Here is a 26,428-nt window from a genome sequence, read left to right on the forward strand (position 1 = left end):
ACAAGAAAAAGACCGTGACGACATGTCAGAACCGACCTTACTGAACAACGAAATTCGCGACTGGCTGATGGACTGCGGCCTGTTCGACCAATTGCTGCCCGTCGACTTCGCGGCGGCCTCGGGCTATTTCAGCATCAGCACCGTGGCGCAGGGCGAGGAGATTTTCCACGAGGGCGATGCCGGCAGCTTCATGTGCATCATTCACACCGGCCAGGTCGCGGTGCAAAAAACCAACGGTGACGGGCAACTGGTGACCATGGCTACGTTGCGCAGTGGTCGCTCGTTCGGCGAAATGGCGGTGCTGGATGGCGAACGACGTTCAGCCAGTTGCGTGGCCGCCAGCAATTGCCAGTTGCTGAACCTGGGCAAGGACTCGCTGGAAAAGATGATCAATGACGCGCCGAAAATCGCCGCCAAGATCATTCGCGCCCTCGCCGTCTCCCTCTCCAAACGCTTGCGCATGGCCGACGGGCAACTACTTTCGCAGCAGGTTTAACCGCCCGGCGATTTGGCTTTCGACGGGTTTTGTTCGATCCCCGGCACGGGCTGGTCCTTCGTCGGCGGGCTGGGCATTTCTATCGGCACCAGCGGCGGCCCACCACTGCCCGGCCCGGCTTTGGGCATGGACGGCGCGCTGATTTGCGGATACGGCGTCGGTGTCGCGGTGCCGGGCGCCCCAGACGTAGGCGCGGGGCTGACAGGGATGGGTTGCAGCATTTGCGCCTGCACCGCAGTAATCGAGAGCGCGGCCAGAGCAATGGCCGTTAGAATAGTGCGCTTCATCAATGGCTCCGTTGGCCTTGTTGTCACTTTCAGGCTACTCCCAACTGCGTCTGTTTGCCCTCACCGTTTATGCCAATCCTTCTCAAGAGAGCCCCATGAAACGTTTCGTTCTGCTCGACACTGCCCCCATCCCTGAAAACGGCGGTGCCCTGTGCCTGTTCGAATACGGTGAGGATTTCGTCATCAAGATCCAAGGTGGCGATGGCGGGCAACTGATGAACACCCGCATGCACGGCTCCGAGGATGCGTTGGCCGAGATTCCGTGCCGCAAGGTGGCCGGCCGGCCGAATTCACGGGTGCTGATCGGCGGCTTGGGCATGGGCTTCACCCTCGCCTCCGCGCTCAAGCATTTGGGCAAGACGGCCGAAGTGGTGGTCGCCGAGCTGGTGCCTGGAGTGGTGGAGTGGAACCGTGGACCGCTGGGCGAGAAAGCCGGCAACCCGCTGCTCGACCCACGCACCGTGATCCGCATGGAAGACGTGGCCAAGGTGTTGCAAGCCGAGCCGCAAGGCTTCGACGCGATCATGCTCGACGTCGACAACGGCCCCGAAGGCCTGACTCAACGAGCCAACAGCTGGCTCTATTCCGCCGGCGGCCTGAGCGCCTGCGCCAAGGCCCTGCGGCCAAAAGGCGTGCTGGCGGTGTGGTCGGCCAGCGCCGACAAGCAGTTTTCCGACAAGTTGAAGAAGGCCGGTTTCAAGGCCGAAGAAGTCCAGGTCTTCGCCCACGGCAACAAGGGCACGCGCCACACGATCTGGATTGCCGAGAAGCTCAAGGGCTGAGCTAAACTCACGTCATAACCGTCATTAGTCTTTTTACAAAGGTGAACCCATGAGTTCGTCCACCCCGACCAACACTTCGAAGTTGGACCGCATCCTCGCCGACAACCAGCGCGACAAGGAAATGGGCTACCGCGACAAGGCCCTGAAGATGTACCCGCACGTGTGCGGCCGCTGCGCCCGTGAGTTTTCCGGCAAGCGCCTGAGCGAGCTGACCGTGCACCACCGTGACCACAACCACGACAACAACCCGCAGGACGGCTCTAACTGGGAGCTGTTGTGCCTGTATTGCCACGACAATGAACACTCGCGGTATACCGATCAGCAGTATTTCGACGAAGGCTCGCTGAGCACGCCGAAAATCGCCAAGGCGACGCATAACCCGTTTGCGGCGTTGGCTGGGTTGATGAAGAAAGAAGACTGAAGATCTTCCGTGCCTTCACTGGCCTCATCGCGAGCAAGCTCGCTCCCCTGTGGGAGCGAGCCTGCTCGCGAAGGCGATCGCCCAGACACCACCAATCTCAAACTGAACACCCCTCCCCCAATCCCCGTATAATCGCCGTTTTTTCCCCGAAGGCACCCCGCTCGTGGCAGACAAACGGTACAGCTGCATTGGTTTGTATAACCCCAAATCACCGGAAAACGTCGGCTCGGTCATGCGCGCCGCCGGCTGCTATGGCGTGGCGTCCGTGTTCTACACCGGCAAGCGTTATGAACGCGCCGCCGATTTCGTGACCGACACCAAGCGCGTCCACTACGACATCCCGCTGATCGGCATCGACGACCTGAAAAAAATCCTGCCGCTGGGCTGTGTGCCGGTGGCCGTGGAACTGGTCGAAGGCGCCCGCTCCCTGCCGGAATACACCCACCCGGATCGCGCCCTCTACATTTTCGGCCCGGAAGACGGCTCGCTGGATAAAGAGATTCGTGACTGGTGCGAAGACGTGGTCTACATCCCGACGACCGGTTGCATGAACCTGGCGGCCACCGTCAACGTCGTGCTCTACGACCGCATGTCCAAAGGGCTCAACACCCGTTCCGGGGCGAAATTTCGCTGATTCGACGCACATCCGATGGAACAAGCCGCCCGCCTCGGCAGTCAGCTTAACTATCCACGACTGAAGCAGCCTTTCTGCCAGGAGAAAGATCATGAGCGAACTCAAACGCGTAGAACGCATTGAATCCACCCCGTTCCAGAGCCGTTCCGAGCACAACGTTTACGGTTGGGAGCGCGCAGGCTCCGTGGCCGGTGGCGTGGTGATGATGGGCAAGGGCCTGCGTCGCGGCGGGATTTTCGGATTGATTCAGGTGGCGATCGGCGGTGTGGTACTGGCCCGCGGGATTACCGGGCACAGTTCGGTCAAAAGCATGATCGAGAAGAGCCGCCAGGACATGGACAACGTGCGGGCGAAGATCGAGCGCGCCGGGGAAGAGTTGCGCAAGCTGAAGGCGAATGCCGAGGCAGCGACCAACACGGCTACGGTGACGGGGAATGATTCGTTGAAGTCGCCGAAGACTGGGGTTTGATCCAAGAGATGTAGTGGGGCTTAGGGCATCATCGCGAGCAGGCTCGCTCCCACATGGGGTCTTGTGTACGACATTGATCCTGTGTGGGAGCGAGCCTGCTCGCGAAGGCGGTGTTACTGAAGCAGCTCGGTATCGAGGACCTTGGAAGGCTCGCCAATCACGCTCTCGGCGAGTTGGACAAACTCCTTGGTATCGACACTCTCCAGATGCATCGCCCCGCGCAACACATCATCCAGCGAACGCTTGTTACGCGTCTTCAAGCGGATCTCACGGTCCAGCTCCTGTAGCACCACCACCGCTTTCGACACCTGCGCCGGGCTGATCTGGTCGCCGCGCAAGGTCGTGACTTTCTGGCTGTCCTTGAGCAGCTTGCCATGCAGGCTTTCATACCGCTCATCGCTCATGCCGCCGGCTCGGCGCACCAGTTCGATGGCGTAATACTCGGCAAACCCTTCACTGATCCATTCGCTGCGCTGTTTATCGTTGATCCGCGCGAATACCTGCGCCAGTTCACGTACCAGCGTGCTGCTGCCGCTTTCGCTGACCAGCGGCAGACGCGTGTTCAGATAGATCGACTCGTGCGCGGCCTGGCTGCCGCGCCACATCGGGTCGTTGGCGCCGACAATCAGCAATTTGCCCGGATGACGCGGGAACACGGCCTGCACTTGCGGCCAGACGAAGGTCAACAGGGTCAGCACGTCCATGCGGCGCATGCCCTGGCCCTGAGGCGAAGCGACGGTGACTTCGGTCTCCCCCAGTCGCGTGCGACGGCTGCCGAGGTGGCCGGCGAGCATCCAGCCGGTGGGCCGGTCGAATAGTCGGGACACGTTATCGATGCGGAATTTGTTCTTGCCGATTCGCGGCCAGGCGGTTTCGACGCTTTTCCAACCGCTGGGCAACTCGAACTCAAGGCGTGAAACCAGTTCGATGCCGTCCTCTTGATCGAGTTTGGCAGGCGGCACCAGATCGTCACCGCGCATCAGCGCCCAGGTTGGCGTCATGCGCGTGTCGAAATTGCCGTTTTTGCGCCCGTGGCTGATGCGCACGCGGTAGGTCAGGCTGGCCTTGTCGGCGGCGGGATGCCAGATACCCCGCGCCGATTTGCCCGGCGTGAGTTGCCATTGGCCGTCGGCCTTGAAGTCGCTGTAGTGGCTGCCGTCGCCCAGATCAAAATCCAGGCTGCGCACCGCCGAACCCTGGGCCAGCGTCAAGCGCACCTCCGCCTGATCGCTTTGCGGCAACAGACGCACGTGGTAATCCAGATCGACTTTCTTCGCCGCCCACACGGACGAGCTCAGGGCCAGTAGCCCCACTGCCAACGCCAGCCGCAATCCCACAGCCATACACACTCCTTGTGGCGAGCGAGCTTGCTCGCGCCGGGCTGCGTAGCAACCCCAAATTCTTGTCATCCCCATTACAGGGTAACTAGCTACGAGTATTAACCCGCGCGGAATATCAGGTGATCTTCCCAGTCATCTTCAGGCACGCTGCCTTCGGCCAGCATGCGCCCGGATTGTGAAATTCGTTGGCGGTGCACCTCATCGCGATCGCCGCACACCAGATGGTGCCAGAGCGGCAAGTCCTTGCCTTCACTGACCAGGCGATAGCCGCAGGTCGGTGGCAGCCATTTGAACTCGTCGGCCTTGCCCGGCGTGAGCTGGATGCAGTCCGGGACAAAATCACGCCGGTTAGGGTAATCGGTGCACTGGCAGGTTTTCAGGTCGAGCAGTTTGCAGGCGATGCGCGTGTAATAGACGCTGTTGTCGTCTTCATCTTCGAGTTTTTGCAGGCAGCACAGGCCACAGCCGTCGCACAGCGACTCCCATTCCTCTTGATCGAGTTGATCGAGGGTTTTGCGTATCCAGAACGGTTCGACTTTGGCGGCCATGGCTCAAGCATCAACATCAGGTGGTGAAAAGGCCGCCAGTCTAGTGCCAAGGTCCTTGTGGGCCAAGCATTGGCGACTGCCGGTAGAAGGGACTTGTCAGTTTTTGCGCCGCCCAGTAGGGTTTTGCGTCGCTCCCTCACTTCAAACGTAGCAAGGAATCTCTCGATGAGTGCCAATCCACGCGTTGCCGACTATGCCATTCACCCGCAGTTCACCGATCGCTGGTCGCCGCGCGCGTTCACCGGCGAAGCGATTTCTGAAGAGACTCTGCTGAGTTTCTTCGAAGCCGCGCGCTGGGCACCGTCGGCCTACAACTCGCAGCCTTGGCGGTTTCTCTATGCACGTCGCGACACGCCAAACTGGGAGCGTTACCTGGGGCTGCTCAACGAATTCAACCGCAGCTGGGCACAACACGCCTCGGCGCTGGTGATCGTGATGTCGAAAACCACCTTCGTCGCGCCGGGCGCGACCGAAGAAACCCCGGCGCTGTGGCACACCTTCGACACGGGTTCGGCGTGGGGTCACCTGGCGTTGCAAGCGAGCCTCAGCGGCTGGCACACCCACGGCATGGCCGGTTTCGATCAGGAGCTGACCCGCAAGGAGCTGAACATTCCCGAGGGTTATGCCCTGCACGCCGCCGTCGCGGTGGGCAAGCTGGGGGATAAGGCGACGCTGGCGGATTACCTGCAAGCGCGTGAAGAGCCGAGCCCGCGTCGCCCGTTGAGCGAGTTGGCGGCTGAAGGCGACTTCACCCTCTAATCAACACCGCGAAACCAATGTGGGAGCGAGCCTGCTCGCGAAGGGGCCGTCACATTCAGCATCAATGTTGAATGTAAGACCGCTTTCGCGAGCAGGCTCGCTCCCACAGGTTTTTTTGCACACTATTCAAGTCAGCGGTGTTCAGTAACCGCGCTCGAAATCCACTTCCCCGCGCAACGCTTCACCCGCCTCATACGCTCGCAGGTTCTCGACAAACAAATTCACCATCATCGATGGCGAGGTCGGTGCCGAACTGTGGCCGGTCAGCAGCAACCCCCAGGCTGTCCAGAACGGATGACGTTGCGGCAGCGGCTCCTGACGGCAGACGTCAATCACCGCGCCCGCCAGATGCCCTTCTTTCAAGGCTTCGACCAGGTCGGCGTCGACCACCGCCACGCCGCGACCGACGTTGATGAACAACCCGGTCGGCTTGAACTGCTTGAACAGTGCCGCGTCGTACAGGTCGTGGGTGTTCGGGGTATTGGGCAGCAGATTGATCACGTAATCCACTTCGCCGACCAGGCGCGGCAAGTCCGTCAGTGCGCCGACTTCGATAAACGGTGCCTGCTCGCGAGCTTCGCTGGCAATGCCGTACAACTCGACGCCAAACGGCAGCAGAAACTTCGCCACGGTCTGGCCGATGTCGCCGGTGCCGACGATCAATACTTTGCGACCCGCCAGGCTTTGGCCCTGGCGACTGTCCCATTTGCGCTCGACCTGACTGACCAGCCGCGCCAGCACTTCGCGTTCGTGGCCGAGCATGTAGGTCAGCACGTATTCGGCCATCACCTGACCGAAAATGCCGACCGCGCGGGTCAGGCGATAGTGACGTGGCAAGCCGTCGGCCAGCAGCGGCGTGATGCCCGCCCAGGTCGATTGCAGCCATTGCGGCTCATGGCCCTGACGCAACAGGGTGGCCAGCAGATCCGGTTGACCCAGCCAGACCGGGCAATCAGCCGCCAGACGGGCCAGTTCAGCGGAGTCGCCACTGGTGAGCACTTCCAGCTCAGGCGCCGCCTGACGCAGCAATTGTGCATACACCGGGTGGTCGTGTTCAGCAATCAGAACGCGCATGTTTCAAACCTTTCAAAAGCCGTGCAGACGACCGCCGAGCGAGTATGGCTCCCTCGTCGCGGTCATCGCCAAAAATCATTCCAGTGTTTCACACCGACTCTGAACAGAGCCTGTCTGCCGCTTACATCGGGTCGTTGCGGCGCAGCAATTCTTCCGGCAAGTGTTCGATGTATTCGTCTTCGGCCGGTGGCATCTGCAGGTGGTAGCCCTGCTTTTCGAGGTTTTCCAGGACCACGGTGATGTCCTCGCGCGAAAGCTTGCGCTCGGGGGTCAGCACCAGGTCGAAGGCGTGGTGCGGTTTGCCGAAAGCGGCCATCAATGATTCCGGGACGCGCTCCAGTGCATCGCTTTTGAGCACATAGAGGTACATCTCGTTTTTCTTCAGGCTTCGGTAGATCGAGCAGATACGTTTCAAGGCTGTTCTCCGGCGGTGGCCAGGCTGTCGAGCAACGCCTGGCCCATCAATTCGCGGCGCCAGCCACGCAGCGAATCAGGCAATTGGTAAGGACCATTGGGGAAGCCGCTCTTGAGCAGCGCTTCCAGGGTTTTCTTGCGCAGCATCAATTCCGGCGCGATGTTCAAGCGTTCGGCTTCGGCCTGGCCAATGGCGCGCAGCTGTTTGACCAGCACGGCAGCATCCACCGGCAGCGGCTCCGGCACGGCGGGTGGCCATTGATCGGGCGACACACTGGCGGCACGTTTGATCAGATCCAGCAGAAACTCGCCATCCTGACGCACGGTGCGTGGGTGCATGTCTTCGATTTTCGCCAGCGCGCCGAGGTTGTCCGGCTGAGTCCGGGCCAGCGGCCACAGGGAGTGCTCTCGGACAATGCGGTTGCGCGGCAGATCACGGGCACGGGCCTCACGCTCACGCCAGGCGCACAGTTCACGCAGCACGGCGAGTTGGGCGCGGGACAGCTTCCAGGCCAGCTTGGCATCGCGATAGACCTCGTACGGGTCGACCTCGCGGCGCAGGTTGGCCACCAGCTCGGCGCCATCGTCCAGCACCCAGTTGTATTTGTCGTCAGACAGCTTCGGACGAAGCTGTACGAAAACTTCCGCCAGGTGCAAGGCATCTTCGGCGGCGTAGCTGATCTGGGTGTCGGACAGCGGACGCTGCAACCAGTCGGAACGGGTTTCGCCCTTGGGCAGGTCGATGCCGAGCACCTCTTGCACCAATCGCGAGTAACCCATGGAGAAACCCAGGTTCAGGTAGGCAGCCGCCAGTTGCGTATCGAACAACGGCGCCGGCAGGCTGCCGGTCAGTCGCAGCAGGACCTCGAGGTCTTCACTGCACGCATGGACGACTTTGACCACCGCCGGGTTTTCCAGCAACGCGGCCAAGGGCTGCCAATTGTCGATGGTCAGTGGGTCTATCAGGTAAGCGCGTACGCCATCGCCGATCTGCAGCAGGCCTGCAATCGGGTAAAAGGTGTCGACCCGCATGAATTCGGTGTCGAGGGCAACGAATGGCAGCTGCTGCCACTCGGCGCAAAACTGACCGAGGCTATCGTTGTCGCGAATCCAGTGAATATCGATGGCCACACGGCTCTCCCTTGAAGAATGGCGCGCAGTATATATCGCCCCCGGCGATTTCCGCGCATCACTGAACAAGAGCTTTAGCGAAAAGACCTGCCCGACAGCAAGAAATGTCTGACAAGCGGAGACTAACTGGTCTTACTGAGTACGTAGACCCGCATCCACGTGCAGCCCGGCAGGACGTCCTGATGGCTCAGCACCCGGAAACCGGCATGCTTGAAGTCCGCTTCGATCTCAGCCTTGCTGACCGGCTGCGGGGCGTGAGAGGCCTCGGGCTCTGGTCGACGCAGATTGAAATAGCCGTCGACCCGGGTCGCCACAATCACGGTATCGCGGCTGACCCGGTGGAATTCCTGGAGCATGGCCAACCGATGTTCGGCGCAAGTGATGTGCTGAAACAGTTGCAGGCAAAAAATGCAGTCCACCGCGTTGGCGGACAAGCCAAGGCTGAAGGCTGAACTCTGGAAGGTCTTGATCCGCTTGAGCAGGCTCTGCGGATGGTGAGTCTGCGCATGGTTGAGCATGTCCTGGGACGGGTCCGACGCGAGGATCACGCGGTTGGCGTGCTCGGCCAGCACTGGCCAGAAGCGCCCGGCACCGCAGGCCACGTCAAGGATCAACCCCGGTTCGCCCGCCACCTTGAGCGCATTGCGCACCAGGTTTTCCTCGCGCCAGAACGCCAGGCGCCCCATCAGGCTACGCGGTTGCGGCTGACGGCAGACGCGGGCGTGTTCCTGATCGTAGCGCCGGGCGAACTCAAGCTCGATGGCGGATGTGGGTTGCGCAGACATGTGCAATTGACTCTTGGTGATAACTCTCTAATGGCCGCAGGTTAGCGGCCAGTCCCTGAAAAAATTGAAGCGTTCATTCCTTGGCCAATACGCCGTCGACCACCGCACCGCGACAGCCGGCAAACATATCCAGATTCTGGTTGTAGACCTTGCTGTTGACTTCCAGCAGCCCCAGCATCGAATGGAACAGGTTGTCCTGGCTCAATGGTTTATCGCGACTCAGTTGCAGACAGTGAGTGTCCACCGAGAACGACTTCTGATAACTGTCGGAGAACCAGGCCAGCATGGCCACGTGCTTCTGTTGTTCGGGCGCCAGCATGTAAGGCGTGCCGTGCAGGAACAGGTTGTATTCACCCAAAGATTCGCCGTGGTCGGATAAGTAGAGCATCGCGGTGTCGACTTTCTCCTGGTTCTTGCGCAACAGATCGATCAGGGTCGACAGCACGTGGTCGGTGTACACCAGCGTGTTGTCGTAACCATTAACGATACTTTCGCGACTGCAATTGTTCAGCGCGTTACTTTCACAAACCGGCGTGAAATGTTCGAACTCTTTGGGGTAGCGCTTGAAGTATTCAGGGCCATGACTGCCCATTTGATGCAAGACCAGCACGGTGTCCTTATCGAGTGTGTCGATAAATTGTTGCAATCCTTGCAGCAGGATTTCGTCGCGGCATTCACTGTTGGCGCACAACACCGGATCTTTCAGGTTGCTCACGTCGTCAATCGTGACCCGATCGCACGTGCCTTTGCAGCCCGACTGGTTGTCACGCCAGATCACGTCCAGGCCGGCCCGTTTAAGCACGTCCAGCAGGCCCTCTTCATTCTTCGCCTTGCTGGCGTTGTAGTCCTTGCGGCCCATGTTGGAGAACATGCACGGCACGGACACGGCGGTTTCGGTGCCGCAGGAATGCACATCGGTGAACGCGATCAAGCCGGCTTCTTGACTCAGCTTCGGGGTGGTGTCGCGGCCATAGCCCAGGATGCCGAAGTTCTCGGCCCGGGCGCTTTCGCCCACCACCAGCACGGTCAGGGATTTGCGGCCATGGGATTGCCAGACCGGGTTCTTCTGCGCGTCTTCGCCGATTTTCACAAAGGGTTGATGGGCGGAGGCAACCTGTTCACGCAAATAACCAGCGGAGGCACCGATGTAGTTGCTCGGTACGACCATCAGGCGCAATTCATGGTGATTACGGAACAAAGAGGACAAGCCCTGATAGTTAATCAGGGCCACGCCGCCGATGACGGTAGCCGAAGCAACACCTACCAGCACCTTACTTAATAACTCATGGTGCCAGCGACGATAACTGATCGGTGTTTTCCACAATAACCACGACGGCAAAACACCCAGGAAAAAGATATAAGCCAGCAACTTCAGCGAGAGTAAGTCTCGAACTTCTGTCGCATTGGTTTGCGCAAAGTTACGCAACATGCCGGTATCAATCAGTACACCGTATTGACTCATGAAGTAGGCCACCCCGGCACTGATCATGAAGATCAGCGTCAGGACCGGCTTGAGCACACGCTTGAACGCCAGAAAGGTCAGCACAATGTTGAAAGCCGCCAGAATCATCGCCCCGAATGCCACGCGCATGACGATGCCTTTACCATCGGCCGCAGTGATTTCAAACAAGTGCTGCCACAGCACAAAATTGAAGGCAGTCAACAAAAAGGCGCTGGCAATCAGTGTCACCCATTCCGGGCGCACGGCTTTAATCTTCAACATGGTGATCGGCTGTTCCTGAAAAGAAGTGCCTGCGGCAAATGTGAAAATTTCATTGACCGCGACAACACTAATGTTAGGCACCCAACCATCAATTTTTTGTGAAAAAGAAGCCAACGATTAGTTGGCTAATAAAACCAGCGACAAACGTTTTGATTATTTGAGAATGATTCAGGCCTGGTTCAGGTACCAACGCCAATCCTGCTCGCCGACTTCGCCCATGAACTGTCGATACTCGGCGCGCTTAACGGCCAGGTAGACGCCCAGAAAAGGTTGTCCGAACGCTTCACGCGCCCAGGTCGACCCCTCCAGCGCCCGCAACGTGGTCAGCCAATCGGTGGGTAACAACTCCGTGGCCTGGGCGTACCCGTTGCCCTCCACCGGCGCACCCGGATCGAGTTGTTCGCGGATACCGCGATGAATACCGGCCAGAATCGCTGCGGCTGCCAGGTACGGGTTGGCATCGGCGCCGCAAATACGGTGTTCGATGTGCCGGGAAAACGCCGGCCCACCCGGCACGCGCAAACTCACCGTGCGGTTGTCCACGCCCCAGGTCGCCGCCAGAGGAGCGTAGCTGTTGGTCTGGAATCGGCGGTAGGAGTTGGCATTCGGGCAGAACAACAGCAACGAATCGAGCAAGGTGCTGAGCATGCCGCCGACCGCTTGCCGGAGCAACGGCGTGCCGTCCGCGGCTTCGCTGGCAAACAGGTTGTTACCCTCTCTGTCCGCCAGGCTGACGTGCATGTGCATGCCGGTGCCCGCCAGGTCGTCGAAGGGTTTGGCCATGAAGCACGCCGTCATCCCGTGCTTGTGGGCCACGCCCTTGACCAGCCGCTTGTAACGCACCGCTTCGTCCATCGCCTGCAGGGCATCGGTGCGATGTTCGAGGGTAATTTCCACCTGCCCCGGCGCGTATTCGGAAATCGCCGTACGCGCCGGAATGCCTTGCAACTTGCAGGCGCTGTAGAGATCGGCCAGAAACGGTTCGATCTGCTCCAGTTCACGCAGGCCATAGACTTGCGTCGTGCGCGGCCGCCCGCCATCGACATCGCGCGCCGGTTGCGGCCGTCCGTTGCTGTCGCGCTGCTGATCCAGCAGATAAAACTCCAGCTCCGCCGCCATCACCGGGTAATAACCATCGGCCTGCAAGCCTTCGATCACTTTCGCCAACAAGTGCCGGGGATCGGCGATCGTCGCCGGCATGCCTTCTTTCGGGTGCATGCTGACTTGCACCGCCGCTGTCGGAATCAACCGCCACGGCATGCGCGTCAGGCTGGCGCTGATCGGATAGGCACGGCAGTCAATGTCGCCGACGTCCCAGACCAGTCCGGAGTTTTCCACGTCGTCGCCATTAATGGTCAGGCCCAGAATGGTGCTCGGCAGCGGCCGGCCACTTTCATACACCGCCAGCAGTTCATCGCGATGCAGCAACTTGCCCCGTGGCACGCCGTTGTTGTCGAGGATGAACAGCTCGAACATTTCAATGTCCGGGTTCTGTTCGAGAAAGGTCAGGGCTTCTTGCGGGGAGGCGAACGAGGTCGTGGCACAACTCATGGGTATTCTCTTTTTCCGCGTCAGGCAAGCGCGCAGGCGTTGCCGATGTGATCCAGCGCAAGGCGCAGGACCTGTCAGAACAATCAACGGGAAATGCAGAAATCCGGGGGACGTGCGTGACGACAGTGCCACAGCGCCCAGAAGTCCAACTCGGAGGGAAGTGCGACGGGACAATCGCCCATAGGTAAAACCGCAGAGGACAGATGAGCGGCAGCGTCACACGGGCGGTCAGGTCTTTAAATCGGGATTTGAAGAACCTTGGTTGCGGGTTGGCTAAACAATCACCCTCGCAACACCCTGAATCCCCTGTGGGAGCGAGCCTGCTCGCGAAGGCGTCGTGTCAGTCGCCCTTTGTATCGACTGTCACACCGCCTTCGCGAGCAGGCTCGCTCCCACAGGGACGGTGGTGTGGCCGAGGTATTTAATTTTTAAATAGTGCTGCGGATTATCTGATTTGCCGCCGTCAGCCTTGGCGCGCCTAATCGGGGCCTTGTTTTGGAAGGCCTGCTTGATGGAAAACGTTCGTGCAACCACCCGCCCTGCCCTTTGGCTGATGTTCAGCATCATGCTCGTTGCCCTTAACCTGCGTCCGTCGATGGCGGCGGTCGGGCCTCTGCTGTCGTCGATTCGCGCGGACATTGCGCTGAGTTTCAGCATGGCCTCGCTGCTGACGATGCTGCCGGTCATGGCCATGGGCCTGGCGATGTTTTTCGGCTTGCGGGTCAGCCAACGCTTCGGCGAGCAGCGCACGGTGGTGCTGTCGTTGTTGATCATTGGCGTGGCCACGGCGTCGCGGCTGTTTCTCGACTCGGCCGCCGAACTGATCCTCAGTGCGGTGCTGGCGGGTATCGGTATTGCACTGATCCAGGCCCTGATGCCGGCGCTGATCAAAGCCCGGTTCCGTGACAACGTCGCCCTGTGCATGGGGCTCTATGTCACGTCGATCATGGGCGGCGCGGCAATTGCGGCCTCGTTTGCGCCGCTGGTCATGAATCAGAGCGGCAGCTGGCGCATCGGCCTGGCGGTCTGGGCGGCGCTGGCCGTGGTGGCCCTGCTGCTGTGGTCTGGCCAGCGCAGCGAATCAACCGCACGCCCGACGCAATCAACCCGCCAACCGAGCTTCTTCGCCAGTCCCCGCGCCTGGTTACTCGCGATCTTCTTCGGTCTGGGCACTGCGTCCTACACCTGTGTGCTGGCGTGGCTCGCGCCGTACTACGTGGAACAGGGCTGGAGCGAACAGAACGCGGGATTGCTGCTGGGCTTTTTGACGGCCATGGAAGTGTTGTCCGGGCTGGTGACGCCTGCCATCGCCAATCGCAACCGTGACCGACGTCTGGTGCTAGTGGTGTTGCTGGCGTTGATCATGGCCGGTTTCTGCGGGCTGATTCTTTGCCCGCAACAGCTGAGACTGCTCTGGCCGTGCCTGCTGGGGCTGGGCATCGGCGGGCTGTTCCCGATGAGCCTGATTGTGTCGCTGGATCACCTCGATGACCCGCAACGCGCCGGCGCCCTGACGGCATTCGTGCAAGGCATCGGGTATTTGATCGCTGGCCTCTCACCGCTGATGGCCGGGATGATTCGTGACCAACTGGGCAGTTTCGAATGGGCCTGGTGGGCGCTGACCGGGGTCGTGGGGTTGATGATCCTGATGGTCCTGCGCTTCAATCCGCGGCATTACCACCAACACATCGACTGATCGGCGCAGAAACTTCCTACAAGGCATTCTCCTGGCACCATCGTTCCGTTAGGATCTTTCGCACACGTTTGCGCACTGATCGCGCACGGAACACAGCGAGACAGAACGGATGCTGAACAGTAACTTGCTTAGAAAGCTCGACATGCAGGACCTCATGGTGTTTGTCGCCGTGTACGAGCAAAGCAGCGTCACCGGTGTGTCGGAGGCGCTCTGCGTCAGCCAGTCCACGGTGAGTTACTGCCTGAAAAAGCTGCGAACCAGTTTTGAAGACGAGTTGTTCATCAATACCCGCACCGGTATGCGCCCCACCTACAAAGCCAGCACCATGTACGCGCATGTGCTGAAAATCCTCGAAAGCATCAACTTGTGCCACGCCGGCGCCCAGGCGTTCGACCCGACCTTGCAAGCGGTGACGTTCAATATCTGCGCGCCGGAGTACTTCGAACAGCTGATTCTGCCGCGCCTGCTCAAGCGCTTCGATTTCGCCGACCTGCCGGTGATGGTCAACATGCACAAGTTCGAAACCGACATCCCGGTCGACGAATTGCGCGATGGCCGACTCGACCTGGTGATCTGTTTCGGCCCGAATTTCCATCGCAGCCACACCGACTTCAAATCCCGGCTGTTACTGGAAGATGACCTGGTCTGCGTGTTCGACAAGCGTGCCACGCCGCTGGAGCCGCGGTTAAGCCTGCAAGCCTTTGTGCAACGCCGGCATGTGTTTCCAACCCCGTGGACGTCCAGCACCAACATGGTCGACGGCTGGCTGGCACAACAGGCGCACAAACGGCAGATTGTCGCGCGGGCCAACAGCTACAGCGCAGCACTGAAGTTGATCACCGGCACCGACTACATCCTGACCCTGCCTCGCCGCCTCCAGCAATTGCTGGCCAACGAGGCGATCTTCAATCATTGCGAAGCCCCCAACGGCCTGCCGGGTTTCACCCTGGACATGCAGTGGAGTCAAAGCGCCGATCAGGACAGCGCCAACACCTGGCTGCGCGAGCAGGTGATCGACGTCTGTGCCGAGCAGGCACTGGCCTGAGATTCAGAGGTTGATGGCGGTCTTGGTGTAAGACTCGCGATCGATATCGAGGATTTCCACGCACACCTGCACTTCGACGCCGGTTGGCCATTCACACAGGTCCTGGACCACCGCCAGCAGGCTTTCCGACAGTTGCTGCTTGATCTGCGGTGGGCGACCGCTCAACAGCGCCAGTTTCACATGCACAAATGCCCGTTCATTCAACGCGGTGCCGACCTTGAACGTCTCGACCTTCAGCGCCCGGCTCTTGATGTCGGATTCCGCCGCAAACTGACCGGAAGCCACCAAGGCATTATTGAGCCGGATCAACGCCACGTCGGCATTCAGCCCGGGCAGGTTCGCGGTGTATTCCATGTGCACGTGTGGCATGAGGGGCTCCAGGTAGAGGGCAGAAAGATCCTACGTATAACACAGCGCCGTCTGACTCACTCCGACAGCGGCAAGGGTGGACGTTCACTCATGAACACCTCCAGGCGCGAACGCAACCAGCGTTCGGCGGGGTCGGTATCGACATGGCTGAGCCAGACCATCGACAGGTCCAGGGTCGGGGTCTTGAACGGGAACGGTTCCTTGAACAGCAAACCGGTGGCTGCCATGGCGTCGGCCGTGTAATCCGGCAGGCTGGCAATCAGATCGGTGCCCGCGAGCAAGGCCGGCAACGAGCTGTATTGCGGTACGGACAGCACCACCTGGCGTGTCCGGCCAATCTCGGCCAGCCACTCATCGGCGTAACCACTGACGTTCGCCGTGTGGGAGACCAGCACATGAGGGCGTGAGCAATATTCATCGAGCGTCAGCGGTGTGTCGGACGCATCGGCGCGCAGGATGCTTGGCAGAATGTGGCGCAACAATTTGCGCTTGGCGTTGGCCGGCAGTCCGCGGGTCTGGCTGATGCCGACCGTGATGTCGCCGGACGCCAGCAAGTCCGGTATGCGCCAGTAATCGACGTGCTGGACCACGAACACCACTTTCGGCGCTTCCTGGCGCAAGGCGCGCAGCAACGGAGGCAGCAGGCCGAACTCGACGTCATCCGACAGCCCGATGCGAAAGGTCATGGTGCTGCTGGCCGGGTCGAAACTGTGGGTCAGGCTCAACGCCACCGACAACGAATCCAGCGCCGGCGACAGGTACTGGATCAACTCCTCGGCGCGGGCCGTCGGTTCCATGCGGTGGCCGACGCGGATGAACAGCGGATCGTTGAACATCGCCCGCAAGCGGTTGAGCGCCGAGCTGATGGTCGGCTGACCGAGAAACAACTTCTCCGCCACCCGCGTCACGTTGCGCTCGAGCATCAACGTCTCGAACACCACCATCAGGTTGATGTCCGCCTTGCGCAGTTCGTTACGATTCATTCCTTGCCCCCGGTCCCCAACACTTGAGGCAGTGTAGAAAGGCCCGAGGGAGGCGTCTATGTCCAGCGGACATCAATTGACGGTCAAGGTCTTCAATCCGAGTGCGAGTACCCGTGCGTCCTGCCCTATCCCGAACTGTTTGGGGGTGACGGCATCGGCAAATTGAAATTGCAGCCTCAGTACCCCCTGACTCGATACCCGTTGCTGCATCTCGTGCGTGATCGGCACGTCGATAATGTTGCCATCGGCCTGTTCAAGCCGAGTATTTAGCGCCGGCATGCCATTGATGCTGATGACGACACTTTGCCCTGCATGCCCTGGCGGTAGAAACGCCGTGGCCTCCAGGCGCAAGGAATGCACCGGCGCCGGAACCCGGAACATGACTTCAGCCTCGGGACCTTCGGACCAGGTGCCCCAGAGCTCCGAATCGGACCAGCCCCTGGCCAGCATCGCCCGCCCCTGGCTGCCATAGGCAAAGACGGTTTTCTGTCCGGAACCGAGGGAGGGAATCAGCTCCAGCGGGTTGACTTGCGGTGTGGCCTGCAAGCAAGTGCTGCAGTGTTTCCAGCCCGGTGCCAGCACCGTAAAACCGTCAATCCGGGTAAACAGGTCCGATTGGGTATCCACATTCGTCACAGCCTGGAGCAGCGCACGCTCATCGAGCAGGTACAACGAATCGGCATCATAATTTCCCGAGGCCATTTCACGCGCCGTCTCCTGCTCGGATTTGATCCAGTTGACCGTGTCCATCCGCCCCAGGTAAACGGCGTTCGTCGCCAAGCCGTGGGCACCGGCAAAATCAGCCACCGCCATCCAGTGCGGGGAGAGGTTCTGCGGAACAATCCAGCGGACATTCTTGTAGTGGGCGGCGGCGCTTTCCCAGAACGGATCCACCATGGGCGAGGCCCACTTCGCGGCCGGCGCCACCATCAACTGCTTGCGTACCCCTTCCCAGCCGGCGTGGGTGTCCAGAACCTGAATCAGCAACGCCAGCGACATCAGACTCACGGCGGTTCGAGGCGAGTTGGCCCGGATCACCAGGAAAAGGATGGTGAAGATAATCGCGTAGTAGACCGGCCAGAACATCCGTCCGGATGCACGGAAGACATTGGCGATAGAGATCACTAGCGGGGGCAATGGATAGGTGAATTCGAGCGACCCCATTGCCACATGGTTTGACAGCGAAAACAGGGTCAGCCCTGCCAGCGCCAGAAACAGCAGCGGGTGCCGCCCCAGCCGTTGGCGAAAACCGGTTTTACCCTGCAGCAACCCCGCCACGGCACAGATGCCCAGCGTGATCAGCCCCAGGCCGAGAAACAAAAACCCTTCGCCATCACCGAACCCTTGGACACCGGGTACATCCTTCAATACATACGACCACTGCCCCGGATCGATCAATGACAACAGGTTCATGGCGTACATGCCAAAACCGTCCGATATCGCGCCACTGCCCACCGAAAAATAGCCTGCCTGCCAACAGCAAAAACTGACCAGCGAAAACAGCCCGATCAATTCGATGGCAACAGACTGCAGCGTCAGTTTTTTCCTGAAATAACCGGCCGTGAGGTCGGCAATCCAGATCACGGCCACCATCGCCAGAAAATACGCATGGATCAACGCGGCCGCCGCCAGCAATGCGCCCCAGGCCAGACGTCGACGGCGCAAATCCGGGTGCAGCCCCAGGTACAACGAAGCCAGCACCAGAAAATGACCACCGAGGGACAAGTGGAACGGCATGCGCATGATCATCGGCGGTGCGAAGAGAAACAGCGCCGTCCCCACGGCACGTACACCCACATGGGAAGAAACCAGCCCCAACAGTTTCCATGCGAACCAGGCCTGCAAGACAAAACAGGCCAGGAACCACAACCCGAAATACTGGAAAGGCATCGGCAACAGCGAGGCGAACGGTTTGAACAAGAGGGCCAACAGCGGATTGGAATCAGAGAAAATGATGCCATTGCCCAATTCCAGCCCATAGGAAGGATTGAGCCCGACAGGAAAGGACCACGGCGACTGACGGAAAAACGCCCAGCCCAGATAATGCGTCGCCGGATCACCGTTCCCTAGCCACGCAATGTTTTGCGGGTTCAGCGCCCTCGGCCCGACCACGATGAAAAAAGCCACAACACCGATCAACAGGGGCAGCAGGTTGAGCGGCAGGCGTTTAACAAGATCCTTCATCGGTACGTCCAAAAGTTATGCAGTACAAAGGTGAAGGCCGGAATCGTCAGCGCCACGGCGCCAATCCCCAGCAAATAATGCAGCCCGGCCATCTGCGCAGCCCAGGCCACCAGCATCGCCAGCAGAAAACCGGCAACGGACACCATCATGAAACGCAGCAGTGTCCGACCGTGCAATCGCGCGGAAAAACTCCAGGTGGTATTGATCACGTAGGACACCACGGTCGCCACGGCAAACGCCACGCCATTGGCCAGCGGCGGCAATGGCGACACGTAATTGATGAACAGCACGGCCACCAGCGCATGCAGGGCCGTGACGAACAGCCCGGTCACGGCAAAGCGCAGGCCACGCTTGATCAGGGCGGATTTTTCAGCTGACGTCACGGCTTCTGCGCCAGGACAAACACCGTCAACCCGGCCAGACGATTGGCGTTCATGAACGGCAACTCGATGCTGCACAAGGACTTCAACAGCGTATTCACCAGCGGGTGATGGCGCTTGAGTTGCGAACGCGGCGGCGAGGGTTGCGCGCCCTTGGGCAGCAGTCGCAACGTGGCGGCAATCGGGAACACCAGGCCGAAATAATAAGCGCCCTGCTGCACCGTCAACCCGGCGTCCCGGGCCACGGTTTCCAGTTGCGCCAGGGTGTAGCGGCGCTTGTGTTCGAGAAACTCGTCGTGCCCGCTCCAGAGAAACCGGAACGCCGGCACCGTCATCAGGAACCGGCTGCCAGAGGGGACTTTGTCGACATAGGCCTTGAGCAACCCGACGTCGTCGTCGACATGCTCCAGCACGTCCATCAGCAACACCAGGTCGGCGTCCACCGCATCGATTTCGCGACGGTAATGCACCGGTTTGCCGGCGGTGCTGGCGTCCGAGTCGGCGTCGTAACTGATGTCCACACACCACGCTTCGCTGGCCGAGGAATGACTCAGCAGATGGTGAGTGAAGAACCCGGAGCCTGCGCCCACATCGAGAATCTTCTTGAACGGAGTGCTGCCGAGCAACCGCATGGTCGCCGCCGCTTTCGACGCGTAATACCAATGCTGATCGATGCTTGAACCGAGAATGTCGGTTTCCTTGAGATCCACGGTTCAGTCCTTGGGGTCATAGACACGCCGCACCAGATACACCGGCCGGCGTTTCGATTCGATATAGGTTCGGCCCAGGTATTCACCCAGCACACCGATGCCAATCAATTGCAGGCCACCCAGAAAGGTCACGGCGACCATCAGCGAGGCGTAACCCGGAAGGTCGATACCGGAAATCAGGGTGCGCAATATGATGAAGATGGCGAACGAGAAGGAAATCAGCGAAACGAGCAGCCCGAGGTAGGTCCAGATCCGCAGCGGTTCGGTGCTGAAACTGGTGATGCCCTCCAAAGCGAAGTTCCACAAGCGCCAGCCGTTGAACTTGGTCGCTCCGGCCGCCCGCTCCGGGCGCTCGTAGTTGACGTGAGTGGTGCGAAAACCGACCCAGGCGAACAGGCCTTTCATAAAGCGCCGGGACTCGGGCAAGGTCTGCAAGGCATCGATCACGCAGCGGTCCATGAGCCGGAAGTCACCGACGTTTTCCGGCAGGTGCTGCTCGGCAATTTTGTTGTGCAGGCGGTAGAACCAGTTGGCTGAGGTCTGCTTGGCCCAGGAATCGGTTTTACGACTCACACGATGGCCCAGCACCACTTCATAGCCTTCACGCCAGCGAGCAATCATCTCGAGGATGACCTCGGGCGGGTCCTGCAAATCAACGTCGATCGGCACCACGACCTGGCCGGTGGCGGTCTGCAAACCCGCGGTCAACGCCGCTTCCTTGCCGAAATTACGGCTCAGATCAACGATGCGCAGGCGCGGGTCCGTCAGTTGGCGTTCCAGCAATAGATCCAGCGTCGTGTCGGTGCTGCCGTCATTGACGAACACCAGCTCCAGACCGATCAGCGCCTCGTCCTTGAAGACGTCATTGATCCGCGCGAGGAACAAGTCGACGGTGGCTGCTTCATTGAACACCGGGATGACGAGCGATAACGCCAGAGGCCCGGCCAGTTGCGTTCCGTGCTGATGAGTCAATTGATTGCTCTTTTTTATAGTGGTTTTTCTACAATCCGGGGTCGTCGCCGGTTTCTCGACGCCATGAGCCGAGTCGTATTAAGCAGGACCAAGGGTGGTGATGCAAGGGCGAATCCGAGGGGGTTTTGGCCATTTCCACCGGCCCGCCGGCGCCGGCAGAAATATTTTCAAATGCCCGGAAACAAATGCCCGGTGGCCAAAAAACCCAGCTCCGCTAGGCTTGCCCCCGACGCGTCACACAGGTTGTCGCAATAACCCATCGCATGGAGCGAGCAGTATGTATTTCGAGATTTACAGGCAATCCAGGGGCACCCCGAGCACCGGCAAAGGACAATGGCGCTGGCGGTTGAGGGCGGGGAATCACGAGACCATCGCCAGTGGCGAGTCGTATGTGAACAAGGCCGATTGCCTGCATGCCATCGGGTTGATCAAAGGGGTCGAGGGTGAGACGCCGGTGAAGGAAATCTAAATCTGATAGCCGATGCCCGGGCTGCCTGGTTAGGGCATTGGGTTATCCATTGATTTTGGGTTGGACTCACCGGCCCCTTCGCGAGCAGGCTCGCTCCCACAGTGGATTTGAGTCATCCGCAAAACCTGTGGGAGCGAGCCTGCTCGCGAAAGGGCCCGAAAGAGCCACATCAAAATGTCAGGTACATCGCCGGTTCAGACCGGCAACGGATACAACGCCTCATCAAACTGCGCCAACCGCGGAAACTGCATCGGCTGGTCATCGCTCAAGTGCTCAAGACGCTGCTGATAGCTCGTCAGGAAGTCCTTGCGCGCCTCGTCGCTGATGTACGGCACGTGCCACGCCACGAACGGCTCCAGCACGTCGAAGCCGACATACGCCAGCGTGCCCCGCAAGATCGGTCGCAGCATGTCTTCCAGCGGACCGTGAATCGCGCCATCACCGAACATGTGCTCGCGCCCACCCAGGGTCACGGTCACCAGCGCCTTCTTGCCGCTCAAGCCGCCCTGATCGTAAAAGCGCTTGCCGCCATAGCAAATCCCCGACACCAGCACCCGGTCGATCCAGCCCTTGAGTATGGCCGGGGTCGAGAACCAGAAAATCGGGAAATTGAGGATCAGCAGGTCAGCCCACAGCAACTTGTCGAGTTCCTGCCGGATGTCCGGCGCCAGCGACTGGCTTTTCACACCCAACCGTTGCTCCAGCGCATACACCAGGTACTCCGGGTTTTCCCGCGAAGAAAAATCATCGGCGCTCGCCACCGGGTTCCAGTTCATCGCGTACAAGTCGCTGACCTGAACCTCATGCCCTTGGCCTTCAAGGGTCGCGACAGCCTGGTCACGCAGGGCGGCGGTGAAGGATTTCGGTTCCGGGTGAGCGTGGACGATCAGTACTTTCATGACAATTCCTTAAACATTTACCAGCGTTGAGTTTGAAGTCGGTAATACGCGCATTCAATGAGCGATCACACCTGAATCGCCTTCACTTCAACGAACTCGTTGAGCCCTTCCTCGCCCCACTCGCGGCCATTGCCCGACTGTTTGTAGCCACCAAACGGCGCCTGATAATTGAACGCTGCGCCGTTGAGGAAACACTGCCCGGCACGCAACTGCCGCCCCAGATGCAAGGCGCGTTCAGCACTGCCGGCCCAGACACCGCTGGACAGGCCGAACGGCGAATCGTTGGCGAGCTGAATCGCCTGTGCTTCATCGGTGTAGGGAATCAGGCACAGCACCGGGCCGAATATTTCTTCCTGGGCGATGCGCATCCGGTTGTCGACATCGGCGAACAGCGTCGGGCTGACGTAGAAACCACGCTCGAATGCCTCGGCCGTGTCGCCGCCGCACACCAGCCGGGCGCCTTCCTGCTGGCCGACCTGAATGTAGTCACGCACGGTGCGCCGTTGCGCCGCCGAACACATCGGCCCGAGGAAACTCTGCGGGTCCAATGGATCGCCCATGCGCAGGCTTTGGGTTTCGGCGATGGCCAATTCCACGGCTTCAGCGTAACGACTGGCCGGCAGCAACATGCGAGTCAACGCGGTGCAGGTTTGACCAGAGTTGATCATCACGTCTTGCACGCCGTAGCGCACAGCGGCGGCGAGGTCGGCGTCTTCGGCAATGAGCAGCGGTGACTTGCCGCCCAGTTCCAGGCACACGCGTTTCACCGACGGCGCGGCGGCTTGCGCCACACGAACCCCGGCGCCGGTCGAGCCGGTGAACGAGACCATGTCGACGTCCGGGTGTTTGGCCAGTGCTTCGCCGACCTTCGAACCTGGCCCGCTGACCAGGTTGAATACACCGGCCGGCAAGCCGATGGACTCGATCATCTGCGCCAGCAAAAAGGCGTGCAGCGGGGTTTCCTGGCTCGGCTTGACCACCACCGTACAACCGGCGGCCAGCGCCGGGGCGAGCTTGCCGATCAGTTGATGCAGCGGGTAATTCCACGGGTTGATGAACGCGCACACACCCACCGCTTCGCGAATCACCAGCGAGTTGCCGACCTCACGCACTTCGTCCATCAGGCCTGCGAGTTCGACGTAGTGCTCGAGCCCGATGATCGGCCCGTCGACCTGCACCGAGCGGCACCACTGCACCGGCATGCCCAATTCAGCGGTAATGAGCGAAGCCATCTCATCAGCCCGCGCGCGCAACTGCTCGGCGAGGGCGCGGATGTAACCGGCACGCACGCTCGACGGCGTGCGCGACCATGAACTGAACGCCTTGCGTGCGGCGGCCACCGCGTTGTCGACATCGCGCTCATCGCCCAGCGGCACTGAGCCTGCGACTTCTTCAGTGGCCGGGTTGATCACCTCGGCGATGCCCTGCCCCGACGGGGTTTGCCAGTGGCCATCGATAAACAGCGCTTTATGGTTATGCATAAACCTGAGACTCCAGCAATTCAGTGGCGCAACGGGTGATGCGCTGGCAGGCGTCACGCAACGGTTCCGCGCCCAATACCAGCCCCAGGCGAATGTGCCCGGCGGCGCTCGGGCCGAAGGCTTCACCAGCCAATACCGACACGCCATGGCGGTCGAGCAAGCGGTCGGCAAACGCCTGCGCGCTGAGCCCGGTGTCGCGGATATCGACCATCACGAACATCCCGCCATCGGGTTTCAAGGCGCGTACGCCAGGGCAATCGGCCAGGCATTCGCAGACCAGATCACGGCGTTGGCGATAGGCTTCGCGCATCGCCTCCAGCTCGGGCAAGTTGCTTTCGAGGGCGACGACGGCGGCGTCCTGCACGAAATCCGGCAAGCCGTAGAGCATGCACAGCGCGAGGTTTTCCAGGTGTGCCGCGAGGGCCGGTGGCGCCACTGCCCAGCCGATTCGCCAACCGGTCATGGCGTGGGATTTCGACAGGCTGTTGAGCGTCGCGGTGCGCTCGGCCATGCCCGGCAAACTGGCCGGGCTCACATGCTCGCCATCGAACAACAGCTCGCTGTAGACCTCATCGGAAATCAGCCACAGGTCGTGAGCGATGCACAGGTCGGCCAATGCTTGCCAGGTGGAGCGGGACAAACTGGCGCCCGACGGGTTATGTGGACTGTTCAGCGCCAACGCGCGAGTGCGCGGCGTGATGCGCGCCGCGACATCTTCAGGCAGCACGCGAAAACCATTTTCCGAACGCACCGGTACCGGAATCACCACGGCGCCACAGGCACCGAAGACCGCTTCATAGGTCACGTACATCGGCTCGGCGACAATCACTTCATCGCCGGGGTTGAGCACACATTGGGCGACGCTGAACAACGCGCATTGCGCGCCGGCCAGGACGATGACCTGTTCGGCCGAAACCTGCTGGCCGCTGCGCCGTCCGTAGTGTCTGGCGATGCTTTCACGCAAGGCGCGTTTGCCACGCACGTCGGCGTAGTGGGTGTTGCCGGACAACAGGCTGTCGATGGCGGCCTGCACGATTGGCGCCGGCGTGTCGAAATCCGGGTCGCCGACCGACAGCAGCAGAATGTCTTCACCCTGCTCTTGCAGCGCGAGTGCGCGGTAATGGATGTCCCACGCGGCAGCGCCGTCCCCGGCGATACGTTGAGTCAGATCGGAAAAGCGCATGGCGATACCTCAGCCAGAAAATGAAAATCAGTGCGCGCACGCATGCTTGAGTTCGATCAGGGTCACGCCGTTGCGCTTGAAGCCGTGGCGCAGATCGGTTTGCAGCTCGGCCAGGCTTTGCGGCTGGCTGACGGTGCAGCCGAACGCACGGCCGAGGGCGGCGAAATCCGGGTTGCGTGGCAGTACGCCAATCGGTTCGATGTCGAGCCCGAGCATGTCGTCGCGGATCTGGCCCAGCGCATCGTTGTTCCACAGCAGCACCACCAGCGGGCTGTCGAGTTCCTCGACGGCGGTCGCCAGTTCTTGCGCGGTGTAGAGGAAACCACCGTCGCCGACCAACACCAGGCCTGGCCGCTGCGGCGCACCGAACTTGGCGCCGATGCCCGCTGGCAAGCCGTACCCCAAGGTGCCGTAGCCAGTCGGGTGCAACCAGCTGCGCGGTGCCAGGCTGTTGAAGGCGTAGTTGCCGGTGTAGGCCAGTTGGGTCATGTCGGTGCTGATGAACGCATCGGCCGGCAACTCGGCGGCGATGCGCTCGAGAATCGCCTGGTGGATCGACTGCAATGGGCCATGGCTTGCCTTTACGGCTTCGCGCAAGGCCGCGACGGCAGTAACCGCTGCGCTGGCATCACGCTCGGTGGACGGCAGACGTTCCAGCAGCGCGGCGAGGGTTTGTTGCGCGTCGCCGTGCAAGGCCACCGCGCACGGGTAGAAGTCGTTGAACTTGCGTGGGTCGATGTCCACACGCAGCAGTTCGGCATTCAGCGGCAAGCGCTCGCGCCAGAAATCGGTGTCGGCCATTTCCGTGCCGACCGCCAGCACCACGTCGGCTTCGGCGATCAGGTTCCAACCGGGCTCGACACATAAGGTCGAGCCCGCGTTCAGCGGTGCATCCGGCGGCAACAGGCCTTTGCCGGCGACGCTGGTGAACAGCGGCGCAGCGAGTCGGGTGCTGATGTCGCGCAGTGCTTGCTGCGCATTCAACGCGCCGCCACCGGCAATGATCATCGGCCGCTTGGCGTTTTGCAGTTTGGCTACGGCCTCCTCCAATGCTGTAGTTGACGCGGCGCCGCGACCCGGACGGCGCACGACGTCGTTGCTCCAGTCACGGGTGATTTTTGCCGACAGCACATCCAGCGGCACCGAGATGTGCACCGGGCGCGGACGCTCGCTGTCGAACACCGCGTAGGCGCGGGCGATCAGTTCCGGCAGGTCCTCGGCGCTTAATGCGACCGCCGAGAACGCGGTGATCGGTGCGGTGATCGAGCGTTGGTCCTGGGTTTCGTGCAGGCAACCCCAGCCCTTGCCGAGGCTGGCGGTGTGGTTGACGCTGGAAATCACCAGCATCGGAATCGAGTCGGCATACGCCTGGCCGATGCCGGTGGCGGCATTGGTCACGCCCGGCCCGGTGATGATGAAGCACACGCCCGGTTTACCGCTGACGCGTGCATAGCCGTCGGCCATGAAACTGGCGCCCTGCTCGTGGCGGGTCAGGACATGGCGAATGCCGCTGCCGGGCAGGCCGCGATACAGCTCCAGCGTGTGCACGCCGGGAATGCCGAACACGGTGTCGACGCCGTAGTTGGCCAGCAGACGCACCAGGGCCTGGCCGCCGGTCAATGTTGTGGTTTGCATGTTCACAT

The 26,428-nt window shown here is 60.7% G+C and carries 29 protein-coding genes; 9 read left to right on the forward strand and 20 right to left on the reverse strand.

Going from position 1 to position 26,428, the window contains the following annotated elements:
• The first annotated feature begins 22 nt into the window (after positions 1–22).
• A complete protein-coding gene (locus AC07N8_RS05930) occupies positions 23–496 on the forward strand; it encodes a cyclic nucleotide-binding domain-containing protein (protein WP_007944003.1) in 474 nt (157 codons plus the stop codon).
• Here the strand turns inward: AC07N8_RS05930 and AC07N8_RS05935 are convergent.
• Positions 493–783 (reverse strand): hypothetical protein, encoded by a 291-nt coding sequence (locus AC07N8_RS05935; RefSeq protein ID WP_483840651.1) that lies wholly within the window; start codon positions 781–783, stop codon positions 493–495. The genes AC07N8_RS05930 and AC07N8_RS05935 overlap by 4 nt on opposite strands.
• Positions 784–878: 95 nt before the next feature.
• Between AC07N8_RS05935 and AC07N8_RS05940 the strand changes: the two genes are divergently transcribed.
• The 4 genes from AC07N8_RS05940 to AC07N8_RS05955 all read left to right on the forward strand — a co-directional run bounded on the left by AC07N8_RS05940 (position 879) and on the right by AC07N8_RS05955 (position 3,089).
• Entirely contained in the window at positions 879–1,565 is a 687-nt protein-coding gene (locus tag AC07N8_RS05940) for a spermidine synthase (protein ID WP_027925870.1), read from the forward strand.
• Between the two features lie 49 nt (positions 1,566–1,614).
• Positions 1,615–1,986: a YajD family HNH nuclease gene (locus tag AC07N8_RS05945; RefSeq protein WP_007898702.1), complete on the forward strand. Its 372-nt coding sequence runs from the start codon at positions 1,615–1,617 to the stop codon at positions 1,984–1,986.
• A 163-nt stretch (positions 1,987–2,149) separates the two neighbouring features.
• On the forward strand, positions 2,150–2,620 hold the full coding sequence (locus tag AC07N8_RS05950) for an RNA methyltransferase (RefSeq protein ID WP_008153126.1): 471 nt from the start codon (positions 2,150–2,152) through the stop codon (positions 2,618–2,620).
• Positions 2,621–2,711: 91 nt separating this feature from the next.
• Positions 2,712–3,089, forward strand: a complete 378-nt coding sequence (locus AC07N8_RS05955; protein WP_483840650.1) for a YgaP family membrane protein — start codon at positions 2,712–2,714, stop codon at positions 3,087–3,089.
• A gap of 113 nt (positions 3,090–3,202) precedes the next feature.
• Here the strand turns inward: AC07N8_RS05955 and AC07N8_RS05960 are convergent, their stop codons facing one another.
• Both AC07N8_RS05960 and AC07N8_RS05965 read right to left on the reverse strand, forming a co-directional pair.
• A complete protein-coding gene (locus tag AC07N8_RS05960; RefSeq protein ID WP_493142745.1) occupies positions 3,203–4,432 on the reverse strand; it encodes a hypothetical protein in 1,230 nt (409 codons plus the stop codon).
• A gap of 95 nt (positions 4,433–4,527) precedes the next feature.
• Positions 4,528–4,977, reverse strand: a complete 450-nt coding sequence (locus AC07N8_RS05965; protein WP_483840648.1) for a YcgN family cysteine cluster protein — start codon at positions 4,975–4,977, stop codon at positions 4,528–4,530.
• Between the two features lie 165 nt (positions 4,978–5,142).
• Here AC07N8_RS05965 and AC07N8_RS05970 point away from each other — a divergent pair, with 165 nt between their 5' ends.
• The gene (locus AC07N8_RS05970; RefSeq protein ID WP_483840647.1) at positions 5,143–5,736 is read left to right on the forward strand and encodes a nitroreductase family protein; all 594 of its coding nucleotides are present in this window, start codon (positions 5,143–5,145) and stop codon (positions 5,734–5,736) included.
• 141 nt (positions 5,737–5,877) lie between these two features.
• Here the strand turns inward: AC07N8_RS05970 and AC07N8_RS05975 are convergent, their stop codons facing one another.
• The 7 genes from AC07N8_RS05975 to AC07N8_RS06005 all read right to left on the reverse strand — a co-directional run bounded on the left by AC07N8_RS05975 (position 5,878) and on the right by AC07N8_RS06005 (position 12,981).
• Positions 5,878–6,810 (reverse strand): D-2-hydroxyacid dehydrogenase, encoded by a 933-nt coding sequence (locus AC07N8_RS05975; RefSeq protein WP_493142743.1) that lies wholly within the window; start codon positions 6,808–6,810, stop codon positions 5,878–5,880.
• A 121-nt stretch (positions 6,811–6,931) separates the two neighbouring features.
• Entirely contained in the window at positions 6,932–7,225 is a 294-nt protein-coding gene (locus tag AC07N8_RS05980; protein WP_007898694.1) for a YcgL domain-containing protein, read from the reverse strand.
• Positions 7,222–8,355 carry a ribonuclease D gene (gene rnd, locus AC07N8_RS05985; RefSeq protein WP_483840645.1) on the reverse strand — a complete coding sequence of 378 codons (1,134 nt, stop codon included), beginning with the start codon at positions 8,353–8,355 and terminating at the stop codon, positions 7,222–7,224. The genes AC07N8_RS05980 and rnd overlap by 4 nt, the downstream gene beginning before the upstream one ends.
• Before the next feature lie 122 nt (positions 8,356–8,477).
• Complete coding sequence (locus AC07N8_RS05990; RefSeq protein ID WP_493142741.1) at positions 8,478–9,140, reverse strand: class I SAM-dependent methyltransferase; 663 nt, start codon at positions 9,138–9,140, stop codon at positions 8,478–8,480.
• Between the two features lie 73 nt (positions 9,141–9,213).
• Positions 9,214–10,863, reverse strand: a complete 1,650-nt coding sequence (locus AC07N8_RS05995; protein WP_483840643.1) for a phosphoethanolamine transferase — start codon at positions 10,861–10,863, stop codon at positions 9,214–9,216.
• Between the two features lie 168 nt (positions 10,864–11,031).
• Complete coding sequence (locus tag AC07N8_RS06000) at positions 11,032–12,414, reverse strand: glutamine synthetase family protein (RefSeq protein WP_483840642.1); 1,383 nt, start codon at positions 12,412–12,414, stop codon at positions 11,032–11,034.
• Positions 12,415–12,777: 363 nt separating this feature from the next.
• Complete coding sequence (locus AC07N8_RS06005) at positions 12,778–12,981, reverse strand: hypothetical protein (RefSeq protein WP_493142784.1); 204 nt, start codon at positions 12,979–12,981, stop codon at positions 12,778–12,780.
• Here AC07N8_RS06005 and AC07N8_RS06010 point away from each other — a divergent pair.
• Positions 12,926–14,110 (forward strand): cyanate transporter, encoded by a 1,185-nt coding sequence (locus tag AC07N8_RS06010; RefSeq protein ID WP_493142738.1) that lies wholly within the window; start codon positions 12,926–12,928, stop codon positions 14,108–14,110. The two genes, AC07N8_RS06005 and AC07N8_RS06010, sit on opposite strands and share 56 nt — an antisense overlap.
• Positions 14,111–14,219: 109 nt before the next feature.
• Positions 14,220–15,155: a LysR family transcriptional regulator gene (locus AC07N8_RS06015; RefSeq protein WP_483840640.1), complete on the forward strand. Its 936-nt coding sequence runs from the start codon at positions 14,220–14,222 to the stop codon at positions 15,153–15,155.
• A gap of 3 nt (positions 15,156–15,158) precedes the next feature.
• Here AC07N8_RS06015 and AC07N8_RS06020 read toward each other — a convergent pair whose 3' ends face one another.
• From AC07N8_RS06020 to AC07N8_RS06045, 6 genes are all read right to left on the reverse strand, one after another.
• A complete protein-coding gene (locus tag AC07N8_RS06020) occupies positions 15,159–15,524 on the reverse strand; it encodes a 5-carboxymethyl-2-hydroxymuconate Delta-isomerase (RefSeq protein WP_493142736.1) in 366 nt (121 codons plus the stop codon).
• Between the two features lie 56 nt (positions 15,525–15,580).
• A complete protein-coding gene (locus AC07N8_RS06025; protein WP_483840638.1) occupies positions 15,581–16,507 on the reverse strand; it encodes a LysR substrate-binding domain-containing protein in 927 nt (308 codons plus the stop codon).
• A gap of 72 nt (positions 16,508–16,579) precedes the next feature.
• Positions 16,580–18,691: a DUF6311 domain-containing protein gene (locus AC07N8_RS06030; RefSeq protein WP_493142734.1), complete on the reverse strand. Its 2,112-nt coding sequence runs from the start codon at positions 18,689–18,691 to the stop codon at positions 16,580–16,582.
• Positions 18,688–19,074 carry a GtrA family protein gene (locus AC07N8_RS06035; RefSeq protein ID WP_483840636.1) on the reverse strand — a complete coding sequence of 129 codons (387 nt, stop codon included), beginning with the start codon at positions 19,072–19,074 and terminating at the stop codon, positions 18,688–18,690. Before AC07N8_RS06035 ends, AC07N8_RS06030 begins: the two co-directional genes overlap by 4 nt.
• Positions 19,071–19,781, reverse strand: coding sequence for a class I SAM-dependent methyltransferase (locus AC07N8_RS06040; protein WP_493142732.1), 711 nt, complete (start codon positions 19,779–19,781; stop codon positions 19,071–19,073). Before AC07N8_RS06040 ends, AC07N8_RS06035 begins: the two co-directional genes overlap by 4 nt.
• Before the next feature lie 3 nt (positions 19,782–19,784).
• The gene (locus tag AC07N8_RS06045; RefSeq protein WP_493142730.1) at positions 19,785–20,753 is read right to left on the reverse strand and encodes a glycosyltransferase family 2 protein; all 969 of its coding nucleotides are present in this window, start codon (positions 20,751–20,753) and stop codon (positions 19,785–19,787) included.
• 277 nt (positions 20,754–21,030) lie between these two features.
• Between AC07N8_RS06045 and AC07N8_RS06050 the strand changes: the two genes are divergently transcribed.
• Entirely contained in the window at positions 21,031–21,222 is a 192-nt protein-coding gene (locus AC07N8_RS06050; RefSeq protein ID WP_123433895.1) for a YegP family protein, read from the forward strand.
• 194 nt (positions 21,223–21,416) lie between these two features.
• Here the strand turns inward: AC07N8_RS06050 and AC07N8_RS06055 are convergent, their stop codons facing one another.
• The 4 genes from AC07N8_RS06055 to AC07N8_RS06070 form a co-directional block, all read right to left on the reverse strand.
• Positions 21,417–22,121 carry an NAD(P)H-dependent oxidoreductase gene (locus AC07N8_RS06055; RefSeq protein WP_483840633.1) on the reverse strand — a complete coding sequence of 235 codons (705 nt, stop codon included), beginning with the start codon at positions 22,119–22,121 and terminating at the stop codon, positions 21,417–21,419.
• Positions 22,122–22,186: 65 nt separating this feature from the next.
• Positions 22,187–23,602, reverse strand: coding sequence for an aldehyde dehydrogenase family protein (locus AC07N8_RS06060; protein WP_483840632.1), 1,416 nt, complete (start codon positions 23,600–23,602; stop codon positions 22,187–22,189).
• Positions 23,595–24,785: a pyridoxal phosphate-dependent aminotransferase gene (locus AC07N8_RS06065; RefSeq protein WP_483840631.1), complete on the reverse strand. Its 1,191-nt coding sequence runs from the start codon at positions 24,783–24,785 to the stop codon at positions 23,595–23,597. The genes AC07N8_RS06060 and AC07N8_RS06065 overlap by 8 nt, the downstream gene beginning before the upstream one ends.
• Before the next feature lie 27 nt (positions 24,786–24,812).
• Positions 24,813–26,420 (reverse strand): 5-guanidino-2-oxopentanoate decarboxylase, encoded by a 1,608-nt coding sequence (locus AC07N8_RS06070; protein ID WP_493142728.1) that lies wholly within the window; start codon positions 26,418–26,420, stop codon positions 24,813–24,815.
• Positions 26,421–26,428 lie beyond the last annotated feature (8 nt).

It is taken from the genome of Pseudomonas sp. GW821-FHT10C09, assembly GCF_059415465.1.

Excerpts from the sequence above, each read along its gene's own strand:
- AC07N8_RS05930 (WP_007944003.1), top strand. The coding sequence starts at position 23 with ATGTCAGAACCGACCTTACTGAACAACGAAATTCGCGACTGGCTGATG.
- AC07N8_RS05935 (WP_483840651.1), bottom strand. The coding sequence starts at position 783 with ATGAAGCGCACTATTCTAACGGCCATTGCTCTGGCCGCGCTCTCGATT.
- AC07N8_RS05940 (WP_027925870.1), top strand. The coding sequence starts at position 879 with ATGAAACGTTTCGTTCTGCTCGACACTGCCCCCATCCCTGAAAACGGC.
- AC07N8_RS05945 (WP_007898702.1), top strand. The coding sequence starts at position 1,615 with ATGAGTTCGTCCACCCCGACCAACACTTCGAAGTTGGACCGCATCCTC.
- AC07N8_RS05955 (WP_483840650.1), top strand. The coding sequence starts at position 2,712 with ATGAGCGAACTCAAACGCGTAGAACGCATTGAATCCACCCCGTTCCAG.
- AC07N8_RS05960 (WP_493142745.1), bottom strand. The coding sequence starts at position 4,432 with ATGGCTGTGGGATTGCGGCTGGCGTTGGCAGTGGGGCTACTGGCCCTG.
- AC07N8_RS05965 (WP_483840648.1), bottom strand. The coding sequence starts at position 4,977 with ATGGCCGCCAAAGTCGAACCGTTCTGGATACGCAAAACCCTCGATCAA.
- AC07N8_RS05970 (WP_483840647.1), top strand. The coding sequence starts at position 5,143 with ATGAGTGCCAATCCACGCGTTGCCGACTATGCCATTCACCCGCAGTTC.
- AC07N8_RS05975 (WP_493142743.1), bottom strand. The coding sequence starts at position 6,810 with ATGCGCGTTCTGATTGCTGAACACGACCACCCGGTGTATGCACAATTG.
- AC07N8_RS05990 (WP_493142741.1), bottom strand. The coding sequence starts at position 9,140 with ATGTCTGCGCAACCCACATCCGCCATCGAGCTTGAGTTCGCCCGGCGC.
- AC07N8_RS05995 (WP_483840643.1), bottom strand. The coding sequence starts at position 10,863 with ATGTTGAAGATTAAAGCCGTGCGCCCGGAATGGGTGACACTGATTGCC.
- AC07N8_RS06000 (WP_483840642.1), bottom strand. The coding sequence starts at position 12,414 with ATGAGTTGTGCCACGACCTCGTTCGCCTCCCCGCAAGAAGCCCTGACC.
- AC07N8_RS06010 (WP_493142738.1), top strand. The coding sequence starts at position 12,926 with ATGGAAAACGTTCGTGCAACCACCCGCCCTGCCCTTTGGCTGATGTTC.
- AC07N8_RS06005 (WP_493142784.1), bottom strand. The coding sequence starts at position 12,981 with ATGATGCTGAACATCAGCCAAAGGGCAGGGCGGGTGGTTGCACGAACG.
- AC07N8_RS06015 (WP_483840640.1), top strand. The coding sequence starts at position 14,220 with ATGCTGAACAGTAACTTGCTTAGAAAGCTCGACATGCAGGACCTCATG.
- AC07N8_RS06020 (WP_493142736.1), bottom strand. The coding sequence starts at position 15,524 with ATGCCACACGTGCACATGGAATACACCGCGAACCTGCCCGGGCTGAAT.
- AC07N8_RS06025 (WP_483840638.1), bottom strand. The coding sequence starts at position 16,507 with ATGAATCGTAACGAACTGCGCAAGGCGGACATCAACCTGATGGTGGTG.
- AC07N8_RS06030 (WP_493142734.1), bottom strand. The coding sequence starts at position 18,691 with ATGAAGGATCTTGTTAAACGCCTGCCGCTCAACCTGCTGCCCCTGTTG.
- AC07N8_RS06050 (WP_123433895.1), top strand. The coding sequence starts at position 21,031 with ATGTATTTCGAGATTTACAGGCAATCCAGGGGCACCCCGAGCACCGGC.
- AC07N8_RS06055 (WP_483840633.1), bottom strand. The coding sequence starts at position 22,121 with ATGAAAGTACTGATCGTCCACGCTCACCCGGAACCGAAATCCTTCACC.
- AC07N8_RS06060 (WP_483840632.1), bottom strand. The coding sequence starts at position 23,602 with ATGCATAACCATAAAGCGCTGTTTATCGATGGCCACTGGCAAACCCCG.
- AC07N8_RS06065 (WP_483840631.1), bottom strand. The coding sequence starts at position 24,785 with ATGCGCTTTTCCGATCTGACTCAACGTATCGCCGGGGACGGCGCTGCC.
- AC07N8_RS06070 (WP_493142728.1), bottom strand. The coding sequence starts at position 26,420 with ATGCAAACCACAACATTGACCGGCGGCCAGGCCCTGGTGCGTCTGCTG.